The 20,068-nt window shown below is 57.6% G+C and carries 14 protein-coding genes and 1 pseudogene; 5 read left to right on the top strand and 10 right to left on the bottom strand.

Annotated elements, in window-relative coordinates; all coding sequences use genetic code 11:
* Positions 1 to 102: 102 nt before the first annotated feature.
* From EOA16_RS26355 to EOA16_RS26345, 3 genes are all read right to left on the bottom strand, one after another.
* Entirely contained in the window at positions 103 to 3,576 is a 3,474-nt protein-coding gene (locus tag EOA16_RS26355; RefSeq protein ID WP_063169422.1) for an AAA family ATPase, read from the bottom strand.
* Positions 3,573 to 4,832 carry a DNA repair exonuclease gene (locus EOA16_RS26350; protein ID WP_063169423.1) on the bottom strand — a complete coding sequence of 420 codons (1,260 nt, stop codon included), beginning with the start codon at positions 4,830 to 4,832 and terminating at the stop codon, positions 3,573 to 3,575. The genes EOA16_RS26355 and EOA16_RS26350 overlap by 4 nt, the downstream gene beginning before the upstream one ends.
* A 71-nt stretch (positions 4,833 to 4,903) precedes the next feature.
* Positions 4,904 to 10,489: a DUF3320 domain-containing protein gene (locus EOA16_RS26345; protein WP_063169424.1), complete on the bottom strand. Its 5,586-nt coding sequence runs from the start codon at positions 10,487 to 10,489 to the stop codon at positions 4,904 to 4,906.
* Positions 10,490 to 11,125: 636 nt separating this feature from the next.
* Here EOA16_RS26345 and EOA16_RS26340 point away from each other — a divergent pair.
* Both EOA16_RS26340 and EOA16_RS26335 read left to right on the top strand, forming a co-directional pair.
* Entirely contained in the window at positions 11,126 to 11,539 is a 414-nt protein-coding gene (locus tag EOA16_RS26340; protein ID WP_082826711.1) for a MucR family transcriptional regulator, read from the top strand.
* Between the two features lie 34 nt (positions 11,540 to 11,573).
* Positions 11,574 to 12,404 (top strand): thermonuclease family protein, encoded by an 831-nt coding sequence (locus EOA16_RS26335; RefSeq protein ID WP_127224212.1) that lies wholly within the window; start codon positions 11,574 to 11,576, stop codon positions 12,402 to 12,404.
* Positions 12,405 to 12,417: 13 nt separating this feature from the next.
* Here EOA16_RS26335 and EOA16_RS26330 read toward each other — a convergent pair whose 3' ends face one another.
* The 6 genes from EOA16_RS26330 to EOA16_RS26305 form a co-directional block, all read right to left on the bottom strand.
* Positions 12,418 to 13,563 (bottom strand): DUF4236 domain-containing protein, encoded by a 1,146-nt coding sequence (locus EOA16_RS26330; RefSeq protein ID WP_095770037.1) that lies wholly within the window; start codon positions 13,561 to 13,563, stop codon positions 12,418 to 12,420.
* Between the two features lie 50 nt (positions 13,564 to 13,613).
* Positions 13,614 to 14,663 carry a hypothetical protein gene (locus EOA16_RS26325; RefSeq protein ID WP_082826712.1) on the bottom strand — a complete coding sequence of 350 codons (1,050 nt, stop codon included), beginning with the start codon at positions 14,661 to 14,663 and terminating at the stop codon, positions 13,614 to 13,616.
* Positions 14,660 to 15,976 carry a hypothetical protein gene (locus tag EOA16_RS26320; protein ID WP_063169428.1) on the bottom strand — a complete coding sequence of 439 codons (1,317 nt, stop codon included), beginning with the start codon at positions 15,974 to 15,976 and terminating at the stop codon, positions 14,660 to 14,662. Before EOA16_RS26320 ends, EOA16_RS26325 begins: the two co-directional genes overlap by 4 nt.
* On the bottom strand, positions 15,976 to 16,794 hold the full coding sequence (locus EOA16_RS26315; protein WP_063169429.1) for a hypothetical protein: 819 nt from the start codon (positions 16,792 to 16,794) through the stop codon (positions 15,976 to 15,978). Before EOA16_RS26315 ends, EOA16_RS26320 begins: the two co-directional genes overlap by 1 nt.
* Complete coding sequence (locus EOA16_RS26310) at positions 16,787 to 18,226, bottom strand: hypothetical protein (protein WP_063169430.1); 1,440 nt, start codon at positions 18,224 to 18,226, stop codon at positions 16,787 to 16,789. Before EOA16_RS26310 ends, EOA16_RS26315 begins: the two co-directional genes overlap by 8 nt.
* 197 nt (positions 18,227 to 18,423) lie before the next feature.
* Positions 18,424 to 18,864, bottom strand: coding sequence for a hypothetical protein (locus tag EOA16_RS26305; protein WP_126066778.1), 441 nt, complete (start codon positions 18,862 to 18,864; stop codon positions 18,424 to 18,426).
* Positions 18,865 to 18,993: 129 nt separating this feature from the next.
* Here EOA16_RS26305 and EOA16_RS33670 point away from each other — a divergent pair, with 129 nt between their 5' ends.
* The 3 genes from EOA16_RS33670 to EOA16_RS26290 are packed head-to-tail and all read left to right on the top strand — an operon-like array spanning position 18,994 to position 19,733.
* Positions 18,994 to 19,128 carry a YHYH domain-containing protein gene (locus EOA16_RS33670; protein WP_199489651.1) on the top strand — a complete coding sequence of 45 codons (135 nt, stop codon included), beginning with the start codon at positions 18,994 to 18,996 and terminating at the stop codon, positions 19,126 to 19,128.
* A gap of 28 nt (positions 19,129 to 19,156) precedes the next feature.
* The gene (locus EOA16_RS26295; RefSeq protein WP_082826591.1) at positions 19,157 to 19,396 is read left to right on the top strand and encodes a hypothetical protein; all 240 of its coding nucleotides are present in this window, start codon (positions 19,157 to 19,159) and stop codon (positions 19,394 to 19,396) included.
* Positions 19,397 to 19,448: 52 nt separating this feature from the next.
* Positions 19,449 to 19,733, top strand: a complete 285-nt coding sequence (locus EOA16_RS26290) for a DUF6804 family protein (protein ID WP_063169433.1) — start codon at positions 19,449 to 19,451, stop codon at positions 19,731 to 19,733.
* Positions 19,734 to 19,936: 203 nt separating this feature from the next.
* On the opposite strand, the pseudogene EOA16_RS26285 reads toward EOA16_RS26290, so the two are convergent.
* Positions 19,937 to 20,068: pseudogene (locus EOA16_RS26285) on the bottom strand (IS481 family transposase); the annotation flags it as partial.

Below are 20,068 nucleotides of genomic sequence, written 5' to 3'. Positions count from 1 at the left end.
TTTTGGACGAACGCGAAGTTTGCCGGAACGTCTGACTTTGGGCGCATACTTGCCGTCAAATTCGGCGTCCTTCACTGGTTCGTTCACGTATTCCGGAGAAAATTACTGTGCGAGTTGATGGATCCTCGTTCCCGGTACGACAGCCTCAGCTATTTCACATAGATGCTTATGGTGCGTCAGGTAGATGACCTGACCTGTGTTTGCCATCGCTCCGAACAGCCTGAAAACCTCCTCCGAGCGAATATGGTCGAACGTCTCCATGATGTCGTCGGCGACGAATGGGACCGAGGGCCGAAATTGCGCGAACTCGTAATAACCGGCGAGTCTTAGGGCAAGGTACAGCTGAAATCGTGCACCCTTTGAAAGCGCTTCGGTGACCTTGGATTGCCCGTCACCCTGCACAGCAATGAGAACCTCACCACCTCTTACAGGCTGGGTTGTCAGCCCCGAATACTGGCCACGCGTCATTAGCTTGAACGCGTCTGATGCGCGCGCCATCATGCCGGAGCGATGGCTCTCACGGTAGATCCGCAAAGCATTGCCAGCCGACATGATGCCAAGCTTCAGCTCTATGTAGCGAACGGCCTTCTCCTCGATTTCCAGCAGGGTTGTGCGCCGTTCAGCATCCAGGCGTGCAACCGCACTATCACCGCCGATGGCGTCCAGCTTGTCGGCCGCGCGCGTCTGCCGGATCAGCTGTTGCTGGATGGTTTCATCGAACAGGCGAAGCCGCTGCTCACCCTCAGCCTTCTCGACCGCGAGGCCGTCGAAATCGATCGCGTCCAGGATCGAGCGGGCCTGCTCGAATCCGTCGACCGCGAGCTCCGCCACTATCCGTTCCTCAAGTTCGGCGACGGTGGTGCGCAAGCCATCGCGCTCACGCAACAGCTCATCGCGTTCGACTACCTCGGGCAGAGTGGCGACACCAAAGACGCCCAGCACCTCGTTCTTGCGGCGTTCGTGTGCCAAAATCTCAGTGTCGAGGATGTCGCGCGCCTCCTTGAGGCGCTTCAGGTCGTTGCCGAGGCTTGCCTTCGTTTCACGTGTCCGCTCGGCACGCTCTAGGCGCTCGGCAAGGCGGATGGCCAACTGCTCCGGGTCGGTATCCTTCGTCGGCTCGTCGGCTTCAACCGCAACGGCGATGACCTCGACCAGAAAATTGGCCCTGTCGGCCTCCATCTTGTCGATACGCAGCTGCAGGTCGTCCCGTTCCTGCAGGCTTCTTGAAAGTTCGGCCAATTGATCGAGCACAGTGCCGACGCCGGATGCGGAGAGCCCGCTTTCGAGCCAAGTTCCCTTGAGTGCTTCGGTAATGCCGGCCAGCCATTCCTCCTCGCGACGCTCCGCCACACCTACTGCAACCCGTCGTGCCGCTAGATCCTCTTCTTTGGAGCTCACCATTCTGAGCGCCTCGGCATACTCGGCGTCCACCTTGCGCTGCCGATCCAGAAACGGCTCCGCGATGGCCATGATTGCTTCGAGGGTGTCGTTGGACTCTGATACAATGCCGACGCTTCCCAGCACTGCTCTCATTTCCAAGCGTATCTGCTCGCCGGCGTCAGCGGCTCGCTCGGCCTTCAAGCGAGCAAGTTCGATCTGCTCCCAGGCAGCGAGCGCATCGCTGCGCGCCTCGATCTGATCCTCGATCCTTTCGATCAGGCGCTCAGACGAAGGTTCCACGGCGTCTCCGAGCAGGTCCCTGGCGGCCGCGCGGATTTCCAACAATTGGGTATCCACATCCTTGCCGAGCTGTGTGCGTTGGATGCCGTTGCGTGACAGGTTGGCCGCGGCCTCGGCCAGCTCGCGCGTAGTTGCCCGGATCTCAGCCAGATCCGCCGCGCCGGCCAGCCGGCCTGCGCTGGCAATGTCATCGCGCGCCAATGCCACGGCGAAGTCGTCAGCGGTGTCACCGGTCAGCGCTGCGCGGTGCGTTGCCCACGCATCATCGCGAACTCGGCGGATGGCGGTAGCCGCTTCATCGTCGACAATGTCGCCCGAGGCACGAAGGGCATCCAATCGTGCGGCGAGCATGGCATGGTTGCCCTCGTATTCAGCAAGGCGTTCGGCAAGTACGGCGGTGTTCCTTGCCAGTTCTGACGCTACCGTCTTCCAGGCGGCAATCTGCCCGGCGCTCGGAACCGCGACGTTGGCGAGAGCGAGGGCATCTCCGTTCCATGGACGCAAGCGCGCGAGCGCCGCCTTCCATCGGATTGTTCCCGCATCTTCCGCCTCGCGAGCCGTCCTAATCTCTGCCTGGTGTCCGCTTGCTCGCGCTTTCGACAAAGCCGAGCCCAGCCTTGCCCTGGCAGGTTCGGGCACCGCCCTTTCCTCGCCGACCCGCTGCCTTGCCACCTGCAGCGCATCGAGTGCCGCCGCGGCTTCGTCGCGAGCGGCACGCATCCCGGTAGCAATCCCGGACCTCTGCTCGACCATGGCGCGAACGACGCCAACGGTGACGGCAGGCAGAAGCAGCGCGCCAGGATCCGCCTCGGAAGATCGGCCCAAGGCGGCAAGGCAGCTCGCCACGCTGTTGTTGAGGATTTGCAGCTCCATCCTGCGAGTGGGCAAGTCAAAGCCAGCCGCGGTATGGCGCACCTTGCTCTCCGCCAGCCCGCGAATGCGTTCGGAAATCGACAGGATCGGTTCGTCCTCGTCGACCGCAGTGACTTTTTCCGCCAGGCGCTCGGTCTCGTCGATGTTTGCGGACAGCCGCGTTCTGAGGCTGGCATCGTCATCGATCAGTTCGGTGACACTTCCCGTCGATGTCCGGGCTGGGGAGGCGATGTCCGGCAGCTGATCCAGCCGGGCAATCTTGCGCCGGATATCCGCCAGCATCGGCGCAGCACGCACGTAACGAGCAAAGGTATCCAGCCTGGCCACCAGCACCGCCCGATCGCTGATGGTTCGGCCGTACTGCTGCGCTGCATCGAGACGTTCGGCCTCCAGGCCCTCGTAGGTTGATGCAAGGGTGTCGATCGCATCCCTGCGCGACTTTACGTCAACAAGGCGCTTCTTCAACAGCGCCAGTTCGGTTCCATGCGCCTGCTTCCGATACAGAGCGTCTGCTTCGGCCTCGAGGGCGTTCAACGTATCACTTGCGTTCCCAAGACCGGCGCTGGCCGTGAACAGAAGCTTGCCGAGGTCGCCCCGCGACTCCAGGATAGATTTTCCGCCGGCTTCCAACGTCTCGTCATCGAGTGAGAACATCGTCGTGTAGGCGTCGCGCGACAGACCGGCGAGATGCGCCGTGATCGCCACCTCGCTTACCGGTTGGCCCGTCGCATTCAATAGCGAATTACTGCGCTGTTTCGTACGCGTGAACGTGTGTTCGGAGCCGGCCAGTTCCAGCACCCCGCCGATGCGCATGGCACTGTACTCGTGCAGGAAGTTGTAGCGGCTCCGTTCCTCGATGCCGAACAGCAAGTCTAGATAGGCCGAAAGCGCAGTCGATTTGCCGGCCTCATTCAGGCCAAACACGATATGCAGATCAGGTCCGGATTCCGGTTTGGGTCCGAAGTCGATCGAACGATCGGTGAACTTTCCATAACGAATGAGGTCAAGGCGCCGCAACCTCATGACGATCCACCGGCCTTAAGGCGGGCAGTCACCAAGTCCGCGCCCTTGGAAAGCACCTGATCGAGGAACTGTTCCAGCCCGGCTTCGTCCGTCCCAGCAAAATCCCGCCCGTCGGCCGGAAGGTCGGCGACCATCTTTTGGACGAACGCCCTCGCCTCAGCGCGGAAGGCCTCCGAGGTGGCATCGGCACGCATTGATTGCTCGAGTTCGAAAATCGGATCAGCAATATCCTCGGCGGTCTCCGTCCGAGGCGGCGCGAGGTCAAGCTCGAGCTTCTCCACCCACGTATGGCCTAGCTGTTCCGCAGCCTGTTCGGCTTCGGCAAGAAGGAGGTCCCTGTCGCGGATCAGCGCCCACATCAGTGGTGACGTTCCTGTCAGGCCAATGCGAGCCACAGCATGACGCGATCGGACGGTTGCCCGCATCTCTTCGAGTGCGAAGCGAACACGCGCGACGGCCTCGGGCCACTCCACCGCTCCGGTAAGGTCGACGCTCACCCGTTCGAACTGCGCAACGCTGGTCAGCCGTTCCTCGATCTCCACCGAACGGTCGTGGCGCACCGTCACCAGGGTGACTGATTTCTCACCGGCCTCGTTGATATCCCTCCCCTGCGGTATTCCCGGCATCACCACGGCACTGGCGCCAGGATGGACTTGGCGAGCATGGATGTGGCCGAGGGCCCAATAGTCGAAACCGTGGGCGTGCAAGTCAGCGATGCTGCAGGGCGCGTAAACGTCGTGACCTGGCGATCCAGCCAGACTGGTATGCATGATGCCTATGTTGACGGCCCCTTCACGAGCCGCCGGATATTTGGTTAACAGGCTGTCCGGCGCCTTAGGGTTCGCAAAGCTCAAACCATGGAATACGACGTCCAGACCGCCGGCTGTCTGCAATACCGACTGAGCACGACCACCAAAGATGGTAACGGTGTCGGGAAATACCAGCTGTTTGGAAATCCGCGACAGGGCGTCATGATTACCGCGGATCTTGAAAACCATGATGCCGGCCTGGTGCAGGCGTGTCATCTGCGCGCCCAAGAACCGCGCTGTCTTCATTGAAGTCTGGTCGCCATCGTATAGGTCGCCAGCAATGACCAACGCGGCCACACGTTCCTCAAGGCAGAGATCCACTATCGAAACGAATGCCTGGCGGCTGGCGTCGCCCACCAGCCCGGCAAGATCGGGATTTCGCATCGCCAGCGAACGAAGCGGCGAGTCGAGATGAATATCGGCCGTGTGTACGAATCGAAATGCCATTCGGCCTCCGCCAGCAAAAGAGGTGTTCCGAGCTTCGACAGAAATTGCAACGAGGGCGCTGCAGCGCCCCGTTACACTTCAGCTAATTTCTCGCTCGCGGATTCGCCGGCCACCAACAAGCCGTCTTGGGACCGTAACACTCCTTTGGCAACCAAATCGGCGACCCCAGCTGAAATCAGCTGCCTTAATTGTGCGCTTGTGGCTTTGAAGCCCAGCATCCTGGCAACGCCTGTGGCGATTTCTTCCTCTGTCGCACCGAGGTTGGATTTCACGACTTCCATAGCGCCTTGGGCGACCTCGTCCTGCGCAATCATTTCGGGCTTGCGCAATCCAGCGGACACGACCCCACTGCGATCCCTGAGACGAACAGGAACACCTGGCTTGAAGCAGAAGTTGCCTCGACGGGCTACTGAACCACCTCTCTGTGCTATGCTTACCCCCCGCTCGATTGCATCCTGAATCCTGCCACCGGCCCGCTGCAGACCCCAGGCGTCCCGAATACGCGAAACTATTTCGTCGACATGGATTGGCGTTTCTGTAGCCACGACCTGCTCGACCAGTCCGGCCATGATTCCGCTGGGCGTCTCGTGGAGTTCGAACGATCCCGGTCGCTTTAGTTCGGCCTCTTCGTAGGCTCGATTGGGTGTCTCGGATCCGTTTGTGCTTTCGAGACCGATTTCCGTCACGTTGCCTCGGTCGACCGTAACAACCTGCACGGCTACAGCTCGATTTCTCTGGACCCCCAATTCGGCCCGCTCATCGAGTTCTTTTCTGGCGGCCTCAATCGCTAGTATGGTTCGCTCCAGCTGCTCACGAGGCCGTTGGAACCAGTCAGCGCTCCAGATGCGATGGATGATCCAACCATGGTCTTCCAGAACCGACTGCCGAAGCCGGTCTCGATCTCTGGCCGAGCGAGATGAGTGATATTCTGCGCCATCGCATTCGATGCCAAGAATATAGCGGCCTGGCCTCTCTGGATCCGCAACTGCGAGGTCGATGAAGAAGCCGGCAATGCCCACTTGAGCATGAACCTGATAACCCATTTCGATCAGCGCGTTGGCTACCTGTTCTACAAAGATTGAATCCATTTCGCGAACCGTGACTTGGGCAAGCGAAATTCGCCCTGTTCTCGCGTAGTGCAAGAAGAGCTTGAAGGCGAAGATGCCTTTCCCTTTGCCACGCTCCAGGTCGATGTCCTCGTCTGTGATGGACGCGAATACTTCGCAGCTGCGCTTGGCGCGGCTTATGAGGACGTTGAGCCGACGCTCGCCGCCTTCCGCGCCAAGAGGGCCGAAACGCATGGCCATGTATCCCTGGGCATTCTTGGCATACCCCACCGAGATCATGATCACGTCGCGCTCATCGCCTTGAACATTTTCGAGGTTCTTGACGAAGAATGGCTCGCTTGGATGAGCGTGAAAGAATTCCTCGGTGTCGGGATTTAGTCGCCGCAGCGCTTCGAGTTCATCCTGGATCGCGCGGCGTTGGCTAACCGAAAATGTTGCAACGCCTAGAGTCTCTTGCGGGTTCACCTTCGCATGACGGATGATCGCCTCCGCTACTGCTCTCGCCTCTACCGGATTGGTTCCTGTGCCGCCGGAATCGAAGACCCCCTCCGGCACATGATGAAACCGCAACCCCATACCTGCCTCTTGGGTATAAGGGCTTGGCACGATGAAAAGCCGGTTCTCGTAGAACTGGCTGTTCGATACTGCGATTAGAGATTGGTGACGGCTACGGTAGTGCCAGCGCAGCATACGCTGCGGCAAGCCGCGGGCCGTGAACAGGCCGAGGATGCTTTCAATGTCGGCGACCTGCGCGCCCTCACCCTCGTCATCTTCAGACTGCGAGCCTGTCATCTTCGCGAAGAATGTCGTGGGTGGCAGTTGGCGTTCGTCGCCAACGACGACCACCTGACTGGCCCTGGCGACCGAGCCAAGTGCGTCCACGGGCTGGATCTGAGACGCCTCGTCCATCACGAGCAGATCGAAGGACATCCGGCCGGGCGACAGGAATTGCGCCACCGAAAGCGGGCTCATCATGAACACTGGCTTCAGCGCCTGGATGGCAGGGCCTGCCTTCTGCATCAATTGCCGGATGGGCATGTGGCCTCGTCTGCGCGCCATCTCAGAACGAAGCAGTCCGACAGGTCCAGCTCCGCCGTCTCTTGAAGGAATTTTCCGGTGATGAGCCGTTACAACTTCGATGGCGCCGGCCTTGATGCGCTGGCGGTCCAGATCTGCGAAGTCACGTACAGCCCTGGAATGCAGTTCCCCGTCGAACCTTGCCAGCTCCGGCTCATCGGTCGCCATCGCCAGAAACATTCGTTCGTAGTAGGCCATATCAAAAACTGATCGAGCCGATCCTGTTGTAATCTGGCCGTTGGCTAGGCCGTCTATCAACTGTCCCAGTCCAGCCTTTCGGGCCGTTTCGGATCGCTCTTCATAGGCAACCCATTTCGAGAGCTGCTCCTGATGATCGAGCCAACCCTGCAGCCGAGAAACGACCTCGCCTATCGCGACGTCCGGAAAATCGACTACTCCAAACAAGGAGGGAGCATCGGCTTTCAAATCCCCTGTAAGCGCCTTCAATTCCCGCGCTGCCGCTTGGGCCGCTTCACGTGCTGAACGTGCCGAGTTTGCGATCTCGATTCTTTCAGGCAACCGCGCAGCCAGATGTCGGATCGAGCCATTTTCTTTCAGCCAAAGCTCGGCTTGCGTGAGAGCGGCCCAATCGGATCCTCGACCGTGCCACGACGAGCCGAATACGAACTTGCCAAGGCTCTCTCCCGCATCGATCCCTTGAGCAAGTGCTTGTAGTCTGCCTAGTCGGCGCAGTAGCTCCACCCGCTCAGTGATTAGATCCGGAACGTCAGTCAGAACCTGTCGTGACGCATCATCGGCTTGAGCTACAGTGCTCGCCTTCGCTTCCATCAGTTGCAGCGAGGCCCGCTCGGCGGAAGCCACGTCGCCTAGCATGGATGACGCGAGGTGCCCGAGATCGTTCCAGAAACCTTCGATAATTGGCCGACCGATTTCGATAACCTTGCGAACGCGCGCTGCACGCGCACCGGCCTCGGAGCGTTCCGCCATCCGGCCGGCGATAATCCGAGGTTCGGGGCCTAGCCCTCGTAGAGTCCGCATCCACTCCACTAGCGCGAGCAGTGGCGCGGAAGCCGATCGCTCCCCACGCCAATCTGCCCCGAAGGCGGAACGGCCAAAAGCGTCGCCTTCGCGGACTCTTGCTGCGGCAGCCTGACCCTTCATCAAAAGGTCGAGGAGACCAACTATCTGCGTCGCAGGCGCGCTAGGGTCGACCACAATAGTCCGCGCAAGTGCTGTGGCGCGACGGTAGTCGCCGTTCAATGCTTTCAATATTCCCGTGTGTGTGGCGAGCGCCTGCCGCGCCGCGGCCACCTCGGTGCTCCACGCCGCGTCAACAACCTTGCCCTGAAGGTCGGCTCTGGCAGCCTCAAGCGTCGCTACGCTGTCGGCAAGGTCGCCTGCCTGCTCAAGTCCGGAGTCCCAAACGGTGGCTGCGAAGGCCTCCGGACTTGCGTCAGGTGCTGCCGCTACTCGCTCGCCGGTCACGGCCAGCCTGAGCAAGCCTGCCAACGTGTCTGGCAATATCGCCGATCCGAGTTCCTGATTCAGGCGCTCAGCTTCTTCCCTCAAGCGTGGGAGCAGAATGGTGAGCTGTCGCGCACGATGGAAACCATCTTTCGGAAATTCCGAGGGAAGCTTTGCAAGCTCTGTCTCGAGACCTTCAATTGGCGTGTCGATAGCCGTTGCCGCCAACTGCTCCGAAAGTTCCTCGGACTTGCGGGCGAAATCCGTTCCTGACCAGAGAAGCGATGAAATGTCTTTCGGACGCTCATCCCATACCGGCGAGACGAGCGCCTCGGCAGGAAGTCCAGGCGCGGACGCGAGAAGCTCAGCGCGATCTTCTATCTCGCCGCTGTCGCTGAGAATTTTCGGAGGCTCGGCCTTGATCCGCTCAGCGATACCGACCAGTTTGGCGTGCAGTGCCTTGGCTTGGTCCAGCAACGCCGCGATGCGTGGGACGAGCCTCTCAATGGTCGTTGGAAGAACGACATCCAGGCCAACTCCCCGCCACGGGTGGTGGATCGGCAAGCCGATCTCGTTGATCCGCTGAGAGACCTCATCGAGCAATTTGCGACGTTGCGAAACGCCGTCAGTTGTCCAGCTTGTGGCATCCGTAAGTTCGATGTCCACTGGTTTCTGACCGACCTGCCTTAGTCGGGTTAGCTGGCCGAGAACCTGATAAGGAGTGAGTTCGGACGCTCCGAACGCAACGTGCATTCGTGCAGCATGTGCGTTGAGTTTATCGCGAGCCTCCAGCAAGCGATCAGTTAGGGAAGAAGGAAGCTGGCCCCTGGGCGATCCGAGTTGCCAGGTTCGCCGCAGCTCCTCTAGCATCATGCGCTTGTTCGCCTTGTTACTATGCAGCTCAAGGCAGGCGTCCCCCACCCCAGCAGTGTCAAGCCGTCGCTTGACGACCTCCAGCGCTGCCATCTTTTCGGCCACGAACAGCACGGTCTTTCCGTCGGCAACGGCCGACCCAATAATGTTTGCGATCGTCTGCGATTTTCCTGTCCCAGGCGGACCTTGGATAACGAGGTCGCGACCTTTTCTGACGTCATGGATCGCCAGTGTCTGAGAACTGTCACTGTCGACGATATGCAACATTTCGGCGGGCGCAATGTGCGGATCAATCGCTATGTCGTCCGACATAAGCGGCTCGCGTGTTTCGAAACCATCTGAAAGAAGCGAGCGGATCTTCGGTTGTTCGATAATCTTTGCGCCATCGGGCCAGAGATCCGGATCCAGATCACGGTACATCAAGAACTTCGCAAACGAGAAGAAGCCGAGCACCATATCGTCGCGAAGCACCTCCCAACCCTCTTTGGTCGAAATTGCTTCGGCAACGGCATCGAGATAGGCCGAGACGTCGAAGTCATCTCCCACCTCAAAACGCGGCAGAGCGAGCTTGTGAATGCGGTCGAGATAGAGTTCCAAGGAGAGGTTTGCGGTAAGATCTTCCGGCCGGGCTCGTAGGCGGAATTTTTCTCCAGCGGCCCCTCGCTCAAGCCGAACCGGCACCAAAATGAGGGGGGCCTGACGGATGTTCTCTTTGTTGTTCGGGTCAATCCACTTCAGCATTCCAAGGGCCAGAAAGAGGATATTGACGCCCTGCTCTTCCTCGAGTGTGCGGGCATCATGGTAGAGATCAAGGAGCCGCCGCTGCAGCCCAGTTGGGGTCATACGCGTCTGCAGCTTGGTGTCCGAGTGCCGCGCGGATATCCCTCTGTTATCGACTCCATCGTCCTCTGGTTGGGCGAGAGCGACGGGGGAATAGTCGATCTCTTCGTCTGGAGGGCTGCTTTCATCCTGGCCCGCTTTCGGCCTATCGGGCTTGCCGGCCAGGAAGGTAAAAGCCTTTCCTTCGGTCACCAGCAATCGATAAATTTCGGACGACTTCTCATCGACGATATCGATCGTCTTCGCGCTCTTGGAAAACCGCGGCACATTCAAAAGTCGATTGCGGGCGGAAAGATCGAGCAACTCCATCCTGGCGCGCTCGAGTTTCTCCTTTAGAGGGAGATCGCTTTGGAAGACTGACTGTTTTACGTCCAAGACTTACATCCCCTTTGAAAGGAGAACCAGCTAGAGCCCGCGTAGAGCGTTCGCGCAAGAAAAAACAGCCGTGTTCAATTAGAAACGACTGCGATCACTTCTGGACACCGTCCAATATTGCGACGTGTGATATGGGTCAGAGCCTGCATTCTTGGCCCCCTTTGCCTAGTCGCTATCCGACGAGGATTCTCGCTCCCTGCCCCCGTATTTAGCCGCCTCCACAATGTCTTTTTCTGACACAGAGAGTCCGTTGCGGACCCGAATGGCTCCCGCACTTGGAACGCGGTCCAATTCAGATCCAGTCTTTGCCTTATCCTTCTGGGGCTTAACCTCCGGCGGCGGGTCTTTCGAAAATGTCATGCGTAGGTCCTACTCGTCCAAATCTAAATGCATCCGCCTGTGAGCCTCAAGCCGCTTTCCTGGTCATACAAAGAAAACGCCGCGCCCAATCAATCCACCGTCTCTCGTGGTTCCGCATTCTGATTGGCGCTTTAACATTCATCACTATTAGCGCCTGGCATTTAGTATCCTCCCTCTACTGGTTTTTTTAGCCGATAAGTAATAGATCGGGATTTCACTGCAGAAGTCCGGAGCCATGAAGTGACTGACGAAATCCAAAATACGGCCACCGCGCTGATGGAGCTTACCGCCGATATCGTTGCGGCTTATGTGAGCAAGAATTCAGTGCCGGTCTCCTCATTGCCGGACCTTATTGCCAGCATCAATTCGTCATTAGCGCGTATCGGCCAGCCGTCCGAACCGGAAAAACCCGACCAAGTTCCCGCGGTCAACCCCAAGCGCTCAGTCACTCCAGACTACATCGTCTGCCTCGAAGACGGCAAAAAGTTCAAGTCCCTCAAGAGACACTTGAACACGCATTTTGGACTGACGCCCGACGCCTATCGCCAAAAATGGGGCCTCTCCAACGATTACCCCATGGTCGCGCCTAACTATTCAGCCAATCGCTCCAGATTGGCAAAATCGATTGGCCTCGGTCGCACAGCAGCCGCGCCCAAGAAAGCAGCAGCCAAGAAGTCAAAGACGCGCTAGCAAAACATTTGGCAGCTTCGCAAAGGATCGAAAATTGAATCGCGATCGCTATTCCCATCGCCGCAGCTCGCGGCCAAGACGCGGCCGGGTTTCAATTATGCGCAAGCGTTTCTTTTCACATAAATCATTAGCCGCGATCCTGGTGATCACGCTAGCAGTGGGCGCTTATGTCACCTCCTACTTTACAGGGTGGGGCAACCAGATCGCGGGACCCAATACAGCAAGCGCACTCGGGTCAAAACCGAAGCCTATCGTCGGCGTAGCGTCCATCGTTGACGGGGACACGATCGAGATCCACGGACAGCGTATTCGTTTCAATGGCATCGACGCACCTGAAAGCAGCCAAAACTGCAGCGACGCAAGCGGGCAAGAATACCCATGCGGCCGCAAATCCGCAGAAGCACTGGACATCTTCCTCAGTCAATCCCGACCCATCCAGTGCAACTTTGTTTCGTGGGATCGTTACAACCGCTTCGTTGGTGATTGTCAGCGGGCGGACGGTGCTAGCATTGCGTCTTGGATGGTCGAACAGGGTTATGCCCTGGATTGGCCTCGATACAGCCATGGTAGTTACGCGTCACAACAGGCAGATGCCCAAAGGGCCAAGATTGGCATCTGGGTTGGCACTTTCACAGCCCCTTGGGATTGGCGAGCAACACATGCAGCCAACAATAAACCCGGTAATGACACATCCTACGGCCTTACAGGCCGTCGCCAAATAGCTCAGAGCTATTCGTGTCAACCGCGTCGCTATTGTAAGCAAATCTCCTCATGCGATGAGGCGCGCTGGTATCTCAATAACTGTAGCTGGGGACCCAAATTGGACCGGGACGGCGACGGAATTCCGTGCGAAGGCATTTGCTGACCAAGCCAATTCCTTAGCGCGCTTTCAGCAAGCCGGACTGGCCACCAGCGTTTCGGTGCATTTGCGCGAGTGCCAATAGAGCCTGGCAAAAGGGCTGGCTGACGTTTGTCTTGGAAAATTCCACCAGCTCGTTGAGCCCGGATGGGCTAGAAAACCGCAAGGCTTCGTAGCGACAGACAGGGATCTGCCGATTATCTCTGAAGCGTTTGTCGGGTCCGCCATTCTTATTGGGATGAGCCCAGGTATAGCTCACGATCTCAGCATCAGATGGAACTTTGCCGGTCTCAATAAAATTGCTGGGGGCAAATTGCGTCCTGAGGTCTCCATACCCAACGGCACCGTACTGGTTTCCGTCCTTCACCAAAATCATGTCTGGCATGAAATAAAGGATTTGCCGGCCGACGTGTATCGACGGTGGTGTGACATTGCTGCGAACAACCGTCGGCAAGGAAGCTTGGAGCGTCGTCGACTTTTTATCGACCAACATCGTGGCTCCCGCATTGCGCTTCCAAGTCGTCAGATCCTCTATCTTGCCACCAGCCGCGACATGCCAACTCGCCGCGCAGCGTGTGAGCGTGTCAAAGGCGGCGACAAGTCGCCCGTAGGCCGCCTCCGCGTCCTGCTCCAAATCATAGTAGAGCACGCTCACCCGGCGGTAGCTGTCCAACCAGTTGCCAATAAGCATGCCCGGCAAAAAGGCAGCAATACCGATCAGCGCCACCCCACCTCCCAGCATTGCGCCTGCGATCAATCCGGCGATCCCAAACAGCACGGCCAGGATGAGCGACATTCGCGTCTGCGATTGCCTCGCATTGATTTCATCAAGCACATTGGCAAATGTCTCATCACGCATCTCGATCACATCGGCGGACTCGATTTCTCTCATCACGACGCCACCGCTGACATATTCCACGGGTGAGGATGTTGGATGGGGCTTTGGCCCAGATGGGAATTCAGACAGTTGCAGCGTCTGCTTGGCGCTGCGCTTTCCCAAAGTGCCTCGGTAGTAGAGACCGCCGACGCCTGCATGAATATAATGCCCTCGTGGGCCAGTCCCGATACGAAGACCTTGCACGCCAACGGACGCGCCAACCCCGCCAGACGAGAAGTTAAAGCGGAAAGGTCCCGCACTAATCGATTTTCGAACGTAAAACCCCATCCCCGCAATCCCCCCCAAGCCCTGTGAGCGAAACCCAAGGGCAGTTCGCCTCACAACTTTGGTACCGGAACCAGTCCAATATCTGTCTCTCGCGAACGTTGCCTGACCCTGATCTCAATTCGCCTCCTCGCCTTGACGTCGCCGGCCTGTGCGCCGTCGGTGAGCCGGTCGCCAGGCAATATCAACTGGCCGCCGGACATTGGCAGGATGGTGAAGCCTTTCAGTTCCGGCATATCGCGCAGGATGCCTGTGACGGAGATCGCTCGCGCTAATCCAAGCCCGGCATTGTCGGCAGGATGGAGTGTGCCAATGTCCATCTTGCGCGCCAGTACGGGCTGAAGGCCTCTGTCCATATTCGATGAGTCACCGGACATCGCCTGCTCGTCCGTGTGGCCAATCACCTCAATGACGTCCACACCATAGGAAGTTGCAATTCCAGCAATGGTCTTCGACATCTGCCGCAACTTCGTTTTGAAGCCACCGGAAAGCTCCGCACTTCCAGTATCGAAATTATAGCCATCGAGCTCGCTAAGACTGATGATCGGTGGCCAATCGTGTGGCTTGTCAGCAGAGGCCTCGTTCCTTGCCTTCTTCAGTGCGTCAGCAAGATCCTTGGACGTCTTGCCCGTGCCAACGTAGCCGAGCTCGCGCAGAACCTTCATCTTCTCGATCATGGCTTTGGCCTGATCAACGTCGACGTCGTTGTCAGAGAGGACTTTGGCGGCCGGCGCGCTTTTCACCGCTTCCTCAAGGGTCAGTCCCACTTTTTTGATTGCCTCTGCGGCCTCTTTGGCCCGGACCAATTCACGCCATTCTTGATCTGGTACATTGCGTCGACTTGCAGGCTTGACCATGGCATTCAGCTGAGCCAGCAACCGCTTGTTTTCCTCGTCAAGCTTGCGAGCGTTCTCATTGAGGGACTGCGCAATCTTCTGCGCTGCCGCAGCCTCTTTCTTTGTCTTGGCGATGAGCGCGCCTGCAGCAAGCAAAAGGCAGAAAACGAGAAGCAGCATCGTCTCAGCCATCGTCAGGCCGAGTATCAGGCCGCGGCCATAGCCCTTGCGCTCAAACGTAATGGCTGTTCCGCTAACCTCACTCACCTGCCCCACCAACTTGCTCTCTTTGGCGGTTCACCCTTCTCCACCTCCGCCGGACTGCTTAACGATCGGAAGGTGTCGCCCTCCGTGTCATCCGAAACCTTGATTGGCGTCTCCACAGGGGAGGCAACAGTGGAAGGTGCCGCCACTCGCTCGACATCGTTCGCTATCGCATTGCTCAGAGGCTGGGGAGTGCGCACGGCCGGGAGGCTATGTTGTGTAAGGGTTGCGACGAGGCCGCGTGTTTCATTGCTGTGTTTCTGCATCACAGCCATGAACTCCTCAGTCAAACGCTGCTGCGCTTGGACAGTTTCTGCGGTCTTTTCTGCGGCCGCTGCCGCTCTCTCCACTCCAGTCGCCACCTTGATCACTGCGTCGGCAAGACCGGTCATCCGCGTTTGCTGCTCTTGCGAGGCTGTTTCGGTTTTTATCGCATATTGTGCGACAGCATTACCCAGGAGCTTGACCATCGGCGCCAGATCGTTCTTCAGCACCTCATCAGGAACAACCACCTTTTCCAGCTTGGCAGCCATATTGTCGGCTTGATTACCGAGCTTTCCAACAGAGTTGGACATCGAGCTGTTGGCTTTATCCAGCAAATCCGCTGCAGCTCCAACGCGGTTCGCTATCGAAGCAAACTGGGTTTCGACTTGCCCGAAATTGTGCTGCAACGCGTCACTGAGCTTGGCAGACGCCTCTTGGACAGGCTTGATCGATTCCATGGCAATATTGTCCAGGGCAGATCGAATGTGCTCCCCATTGCGTGCCGCTTGCTCGGCAATCTCTGCAAAGCCCTCTTCGAGCATTTGATGGCTGACACGACGAAAGTCGGCGAACTCCCTGGTTACGCTTTCCATCTCGGCTCTTACACGCCGTGTCATGTCGGCAAGTTCGTGCCTCGCCGTTCGCTCAATGTCCGCGGGATCGCGCCGCATCTGATTGTAGAAAACCCTCAGAGCAATACCGGTGATCGTCGACGTGATCGCGATGCCAAAATTTTGGACGATCGTGTCGGTTGAGCCTTCCGTTCCAAACTGAAACAGCGAGACCCCAAGGCTCGTCAGGGTGAACAGGAAGCCCATATAGTAGAGGTTATCGCCGGTCTGCTCGTCGTGCAGTTGTAGCTTTCCAGCAAAGATCGAAACCCCGAGATAGAAAAACATCAGGCAGGCCGGTGCTACCGCCGCGACGATCGGATTTACGCCTGAGAGTTTTGCAATGGCGATGAATACACACCCGCCGAGTGTCAATGCCGCGAAAACCACGACCGGCAGACGTGGATGATCCAGCAAAGGTTTGTCGTGCGCTCTCGCCATCAGTTTAACCCATCCAAGCCAACCAGCTTTTCGAACTCGCCGTGATGGTTCTGGACCCAATGTGTCCAGAACTCCGCGTGATCCAGGGTCTGAAATGGCTTCTTTGCCCGATCGATATAAAGAATTGTGATGCCCACCCCATCCAGCGACGTCCCATATGTGCGGTCGGCGGCGCTGTTGAGGTATTTTTGGTAATCCAGTCCCGATCGGTACTGCGAGTAAATCGTCGTATGCTCGATCATGTCAGAGGCGACCACCAATCGCTTGGGACTGCCCTGTTTGGCCAAGCTGCTATCGAAGAGCGACAGCTTGATTTTCTGAATTCCAGCCATGATCGGAGATTGGCTCGCGGAAGCCGCATTCGGGATTTCATCGGGAAGTTTGTTCAAAGGATCGCCGAAGGCGTTTTCCCACTTCTTTTGACGCCGCGCAGGATTGTTGGTCCAACTATCGACGGTCGACCCATCACCGGGATTGCATCCATCGAACATCACCGTCAGCTCACCAGGCGCCGAGCTCAGGGTATAAATCCTCACATACCCACCCGGCTCGACCTGCCCAATGGTCTTTCGGAACTCGTTCTTGAGATCAGCCATCGTCGTTGCCGAAATTGGATCAGTGGCGTCGATGAGGACGGCGGTCAGGCTGGAGGGTCCGTCCAATGGGCAATTCGTGTTGGCGTCGATATGGCCATTGCCAGACCTGGTCCACATCCAGCCGAAGCCGGCCAACATCGCAACGGATAGCACACCAAGGGCAATGGCCGCGGCAATGGTACCCGCATTGCCTTTCTTGCGTCTGCGGGTTCGCCTAGACATTCACGCTGTCCGGGTGAAGCTTATCAAGATCTCGGTACTGCTCAATTCCCCGTTCGCATTCCTGACCAATCAGACGAACCTGCTCGTTGAGTTCCTCCTGCGCCTGGCGAATTGATGCGCCAACATCTCCCTCATTCCACTCCCGCTCGCCGGTGACGTATGGCTTGATGCGATCAAGTTTGTAGGGCGTTCCGAAATGCTTGGGCGCCGGCTCGGTCCTCGCCTGGATGTTGGCTTCCCGATACATCGACAAAAGCTGATTGCAGGCTCGCTCCAATTGGTCTTGATGCTGCGCAAAAAGAGCCAGAAGCCTCGATCGATGATCGACAATCGCGCGGTGCTCGCGCCGGCGACTACCAAGCTGCTTGACGATTTCCTCCACTTTTTCGTTGTGGTCGTCGCGGACATCCTGCAGCTCTTCGATCAGTTCCTTCTTTCGATCGATGTAGTCATCGCGCCGTCGAACGAGCCGATTTTCAACGCCAGTGTAGCCTGGGTAAGGGTCGAGCACGAACCAGCCGTCGATAAAAGCGAAAAGCGAAAACATCAGGCCGATCGCAAACAGCAACCAGGACTTGATGTCCGTGAGACCCGCTGGATTGGCGAGCATATTACGGATGACCTCAGCGCCGGCGCCGTCAGCGAGCGAGCCGCTGACCTCACGGTAGTGCGCTAGCGCCAAGTTTATCGAAATCGCCAAGCCGATATAGAAAAGGATTGAAATGATCCCAACGAATTTTACGAAAAACGACCGATGGGTGACGAGACGAGCGCAGAAAACCGCCAGGAGCAAAGCCGCCCCGATGTTGATGAAAGAGAATGCCGCAGCCTCAAGGATGCCACCAAAAAATCCCTGCTCATTGCCCTTGGCCAGGAAGTTGCCGTTCATCGCTGTCTCGACCAGAAACAGAAATAGCAGAAGCGATAGCCGGAAAATGTGAGCGGCACCGTGCTGCACACGCGCGGCACGAACGAGACCGTGCTTCTCCTTAAACCATGCATGCTCTTTTTCGGCGTCGTTCAGGGCCCTTCTCAGGCCGTGAAGTTCATCGAGGCCCACGGCGACCGAGGCTTTGAAGTCCGAAACGCTAGCGGCATTCGTCTGACGGATTAGACCGAATTGTTCCTCGAAATCGAGGCCGGCAAGACGACCTCCAAGGAGTTGCAGGTTGTCCTCAAGAGTGTGATGCGCAGCCTTCTTCTCATCCTCAACGCGTTCCACGATGGCATGTTCGACATCGTCGAGATTCTTTGCCGTTTTCGGGGGTTGGTTCACCTCGCCGCGCTGCTTTCCGCGGTTAATGACATCCAGGTCGCCGTCGATCTTGGCAGGGTCCAGGCTGTTGAATAGCTGAGTGCTCGCCCGAAAATCGTGGTTGGATTCTCGCAGTGAGTCACGCAACTTATTTAGTTTTTCGAATTTAGAGCCCACGCACTCACAACCCCAACTTTACGCCCCCCGGCAGAGTGGTTTCTATGCATAGTAGAGCTAAAGGGCAACCGCACATTCACTTCTATCCACTTGCTAGTGCGGATCAGGCTCAATTGAGTTCCAACAAATGATCATGGCTGCTGATCAACTGGTTGATCGGCCGCGACTAGTCATGTCATGAGCCGTGCTGCGATGCTCTAAGGACAGAGTGCTACGAGCGGGTTCGCGACTGGGAAATTATCCACAGTCGTATACGTGTACTGGATCTCACCGCCCAGGCGAACGAAGGCAGATAGTTCCTCCGCACGACAGACATAGTTTTTGGTCATTTCATCGATCTTCTGGACATAGACCGGCCGCGAGACGCCAGCAGCCAACAATTTGGCGTCTACTTCCGCATCGGTCTGAGCCCAGGTGGCGTTGAAAACGATCCTTGGCCCGATTGCGATGATGCTCCGAACGGAGATGTTCGAACTGATCAGCATGGGCAATGCTGGAGCCATTTCGGTTTGCATTTTTTTTGCGTAGGCGCAGACGTCGGTCTTGGTGTACTTCGAGAGGCATTCATTTGCCGTCGCCACCCTTGGCCATGTCAGCAGGATCGCCAACGGGACGTGCATCAATCGCAATCCATCCAAAGTATTCTCCTCGCCCGATCTTGGCCTGCACAGAGGAGCATCTATCCTATTTGTGTTCACAGTGCCACGAGCAGCTTGTGCCCGACCGGCAATAGTGCTCTGTCTGAAATACTTTGGGAGGGCAATAAAATGAAAACAACATTTCTCGCGGCTATGGCCGCTGCAATAATCGCTTGCGCGACCGGCGCGTTTGCACACAGTGGCGGCACTGATGCCAACGGTTGCCATACCAACCATAAGACCGGCGCGTATCACTGTCACTGAAGGTCACGCCTTTCTGAGGGACACAAACATGCTGAAGAACATCATGTCAGCTCCGCTGGGCCTCCTCTTCATGCTGGGCGGGCCGATCACCTACGTGATGAATGTCGTCGACACATGGCAGGGCCATGCATCAGTGGTCGTAAAAATCCTGATTAACTTGAGCCTGGATGCGATGTTGGCGTTCATTTGGCCGATCACTTGGGCAATCTGGCTTTTCAAATATATGGCGGGCGCCGAAACTCCACTAACAACCGTGCTGGGCGTTTGAGGATCAAGTTTGCTGAAAATAATGCTTTTCGACGCCGGCCGGAACGGTCCGGTTGGTCTGCATCTGTGTAGCTATTGCCTCGCTGCTGGCGGTAGCGCCATGGCCGTACGGCTATTACCAATTCCTCCGCGTGGTGGTCTTTTTCGCCGGGATCTACTGCGGAGCCATGGTGTGGCGATCAGGCCCTGAAAATCGCACCCTGGCTTGGGCGCTGTTTGGAGCGGCAGCGATCTTCAACCCGTTCATGCCGGTTCATTTGCCGCGCGAGCTGTGGGCAATCTTCAACGTCGCAGCGGCTACTCTGTTCGGCTTTGTCGCATACCGGCACCGGAATTAAGCCGATAATCTGAGATGGCCAAGAGTGGACCTGAGACGCCGAAGGTCAAGGCGCGCCCGAGGGTCACCGTGTCACAGCCGTTGGCGCTTTATGCGGGAGATCTCCTCGAGCGGACGAAGGAGTACTTCGAGGCTTTCAACCATCTAGGCTCGGAGTCGGAAAAGGCGCATCTTTTTGCCCGTTATTTTCTATTTTCGCATGCCCTAGATGTGGAGCTTCAACAGGTTGTCCTCGATCAGGGCGAGGCGACTGATAGGCGTTTTTGACTTTAGGCTGCCATGTGGACGATGCCAATTGTATCTGTGCAGCCAGACAGGCAGTTCGGCGGCACGATG

The sequence above is a fragment of the Mesorhizobium sp. M7A.F.Ca.US.008.03.1.1 genome (genome assembly GCF_003997495.1).
Lineage (GTDB): Bacteria > Pseudomonadota > Alphaproteobacteria > Rhizobiales > Rhizobiaceae > Mesorhizobium.
The sequence above is the reverse complement of the archived record's forward strand: the minus strand, read 5'-3'. Positions and strand labels throughout refer to the sequence as shown.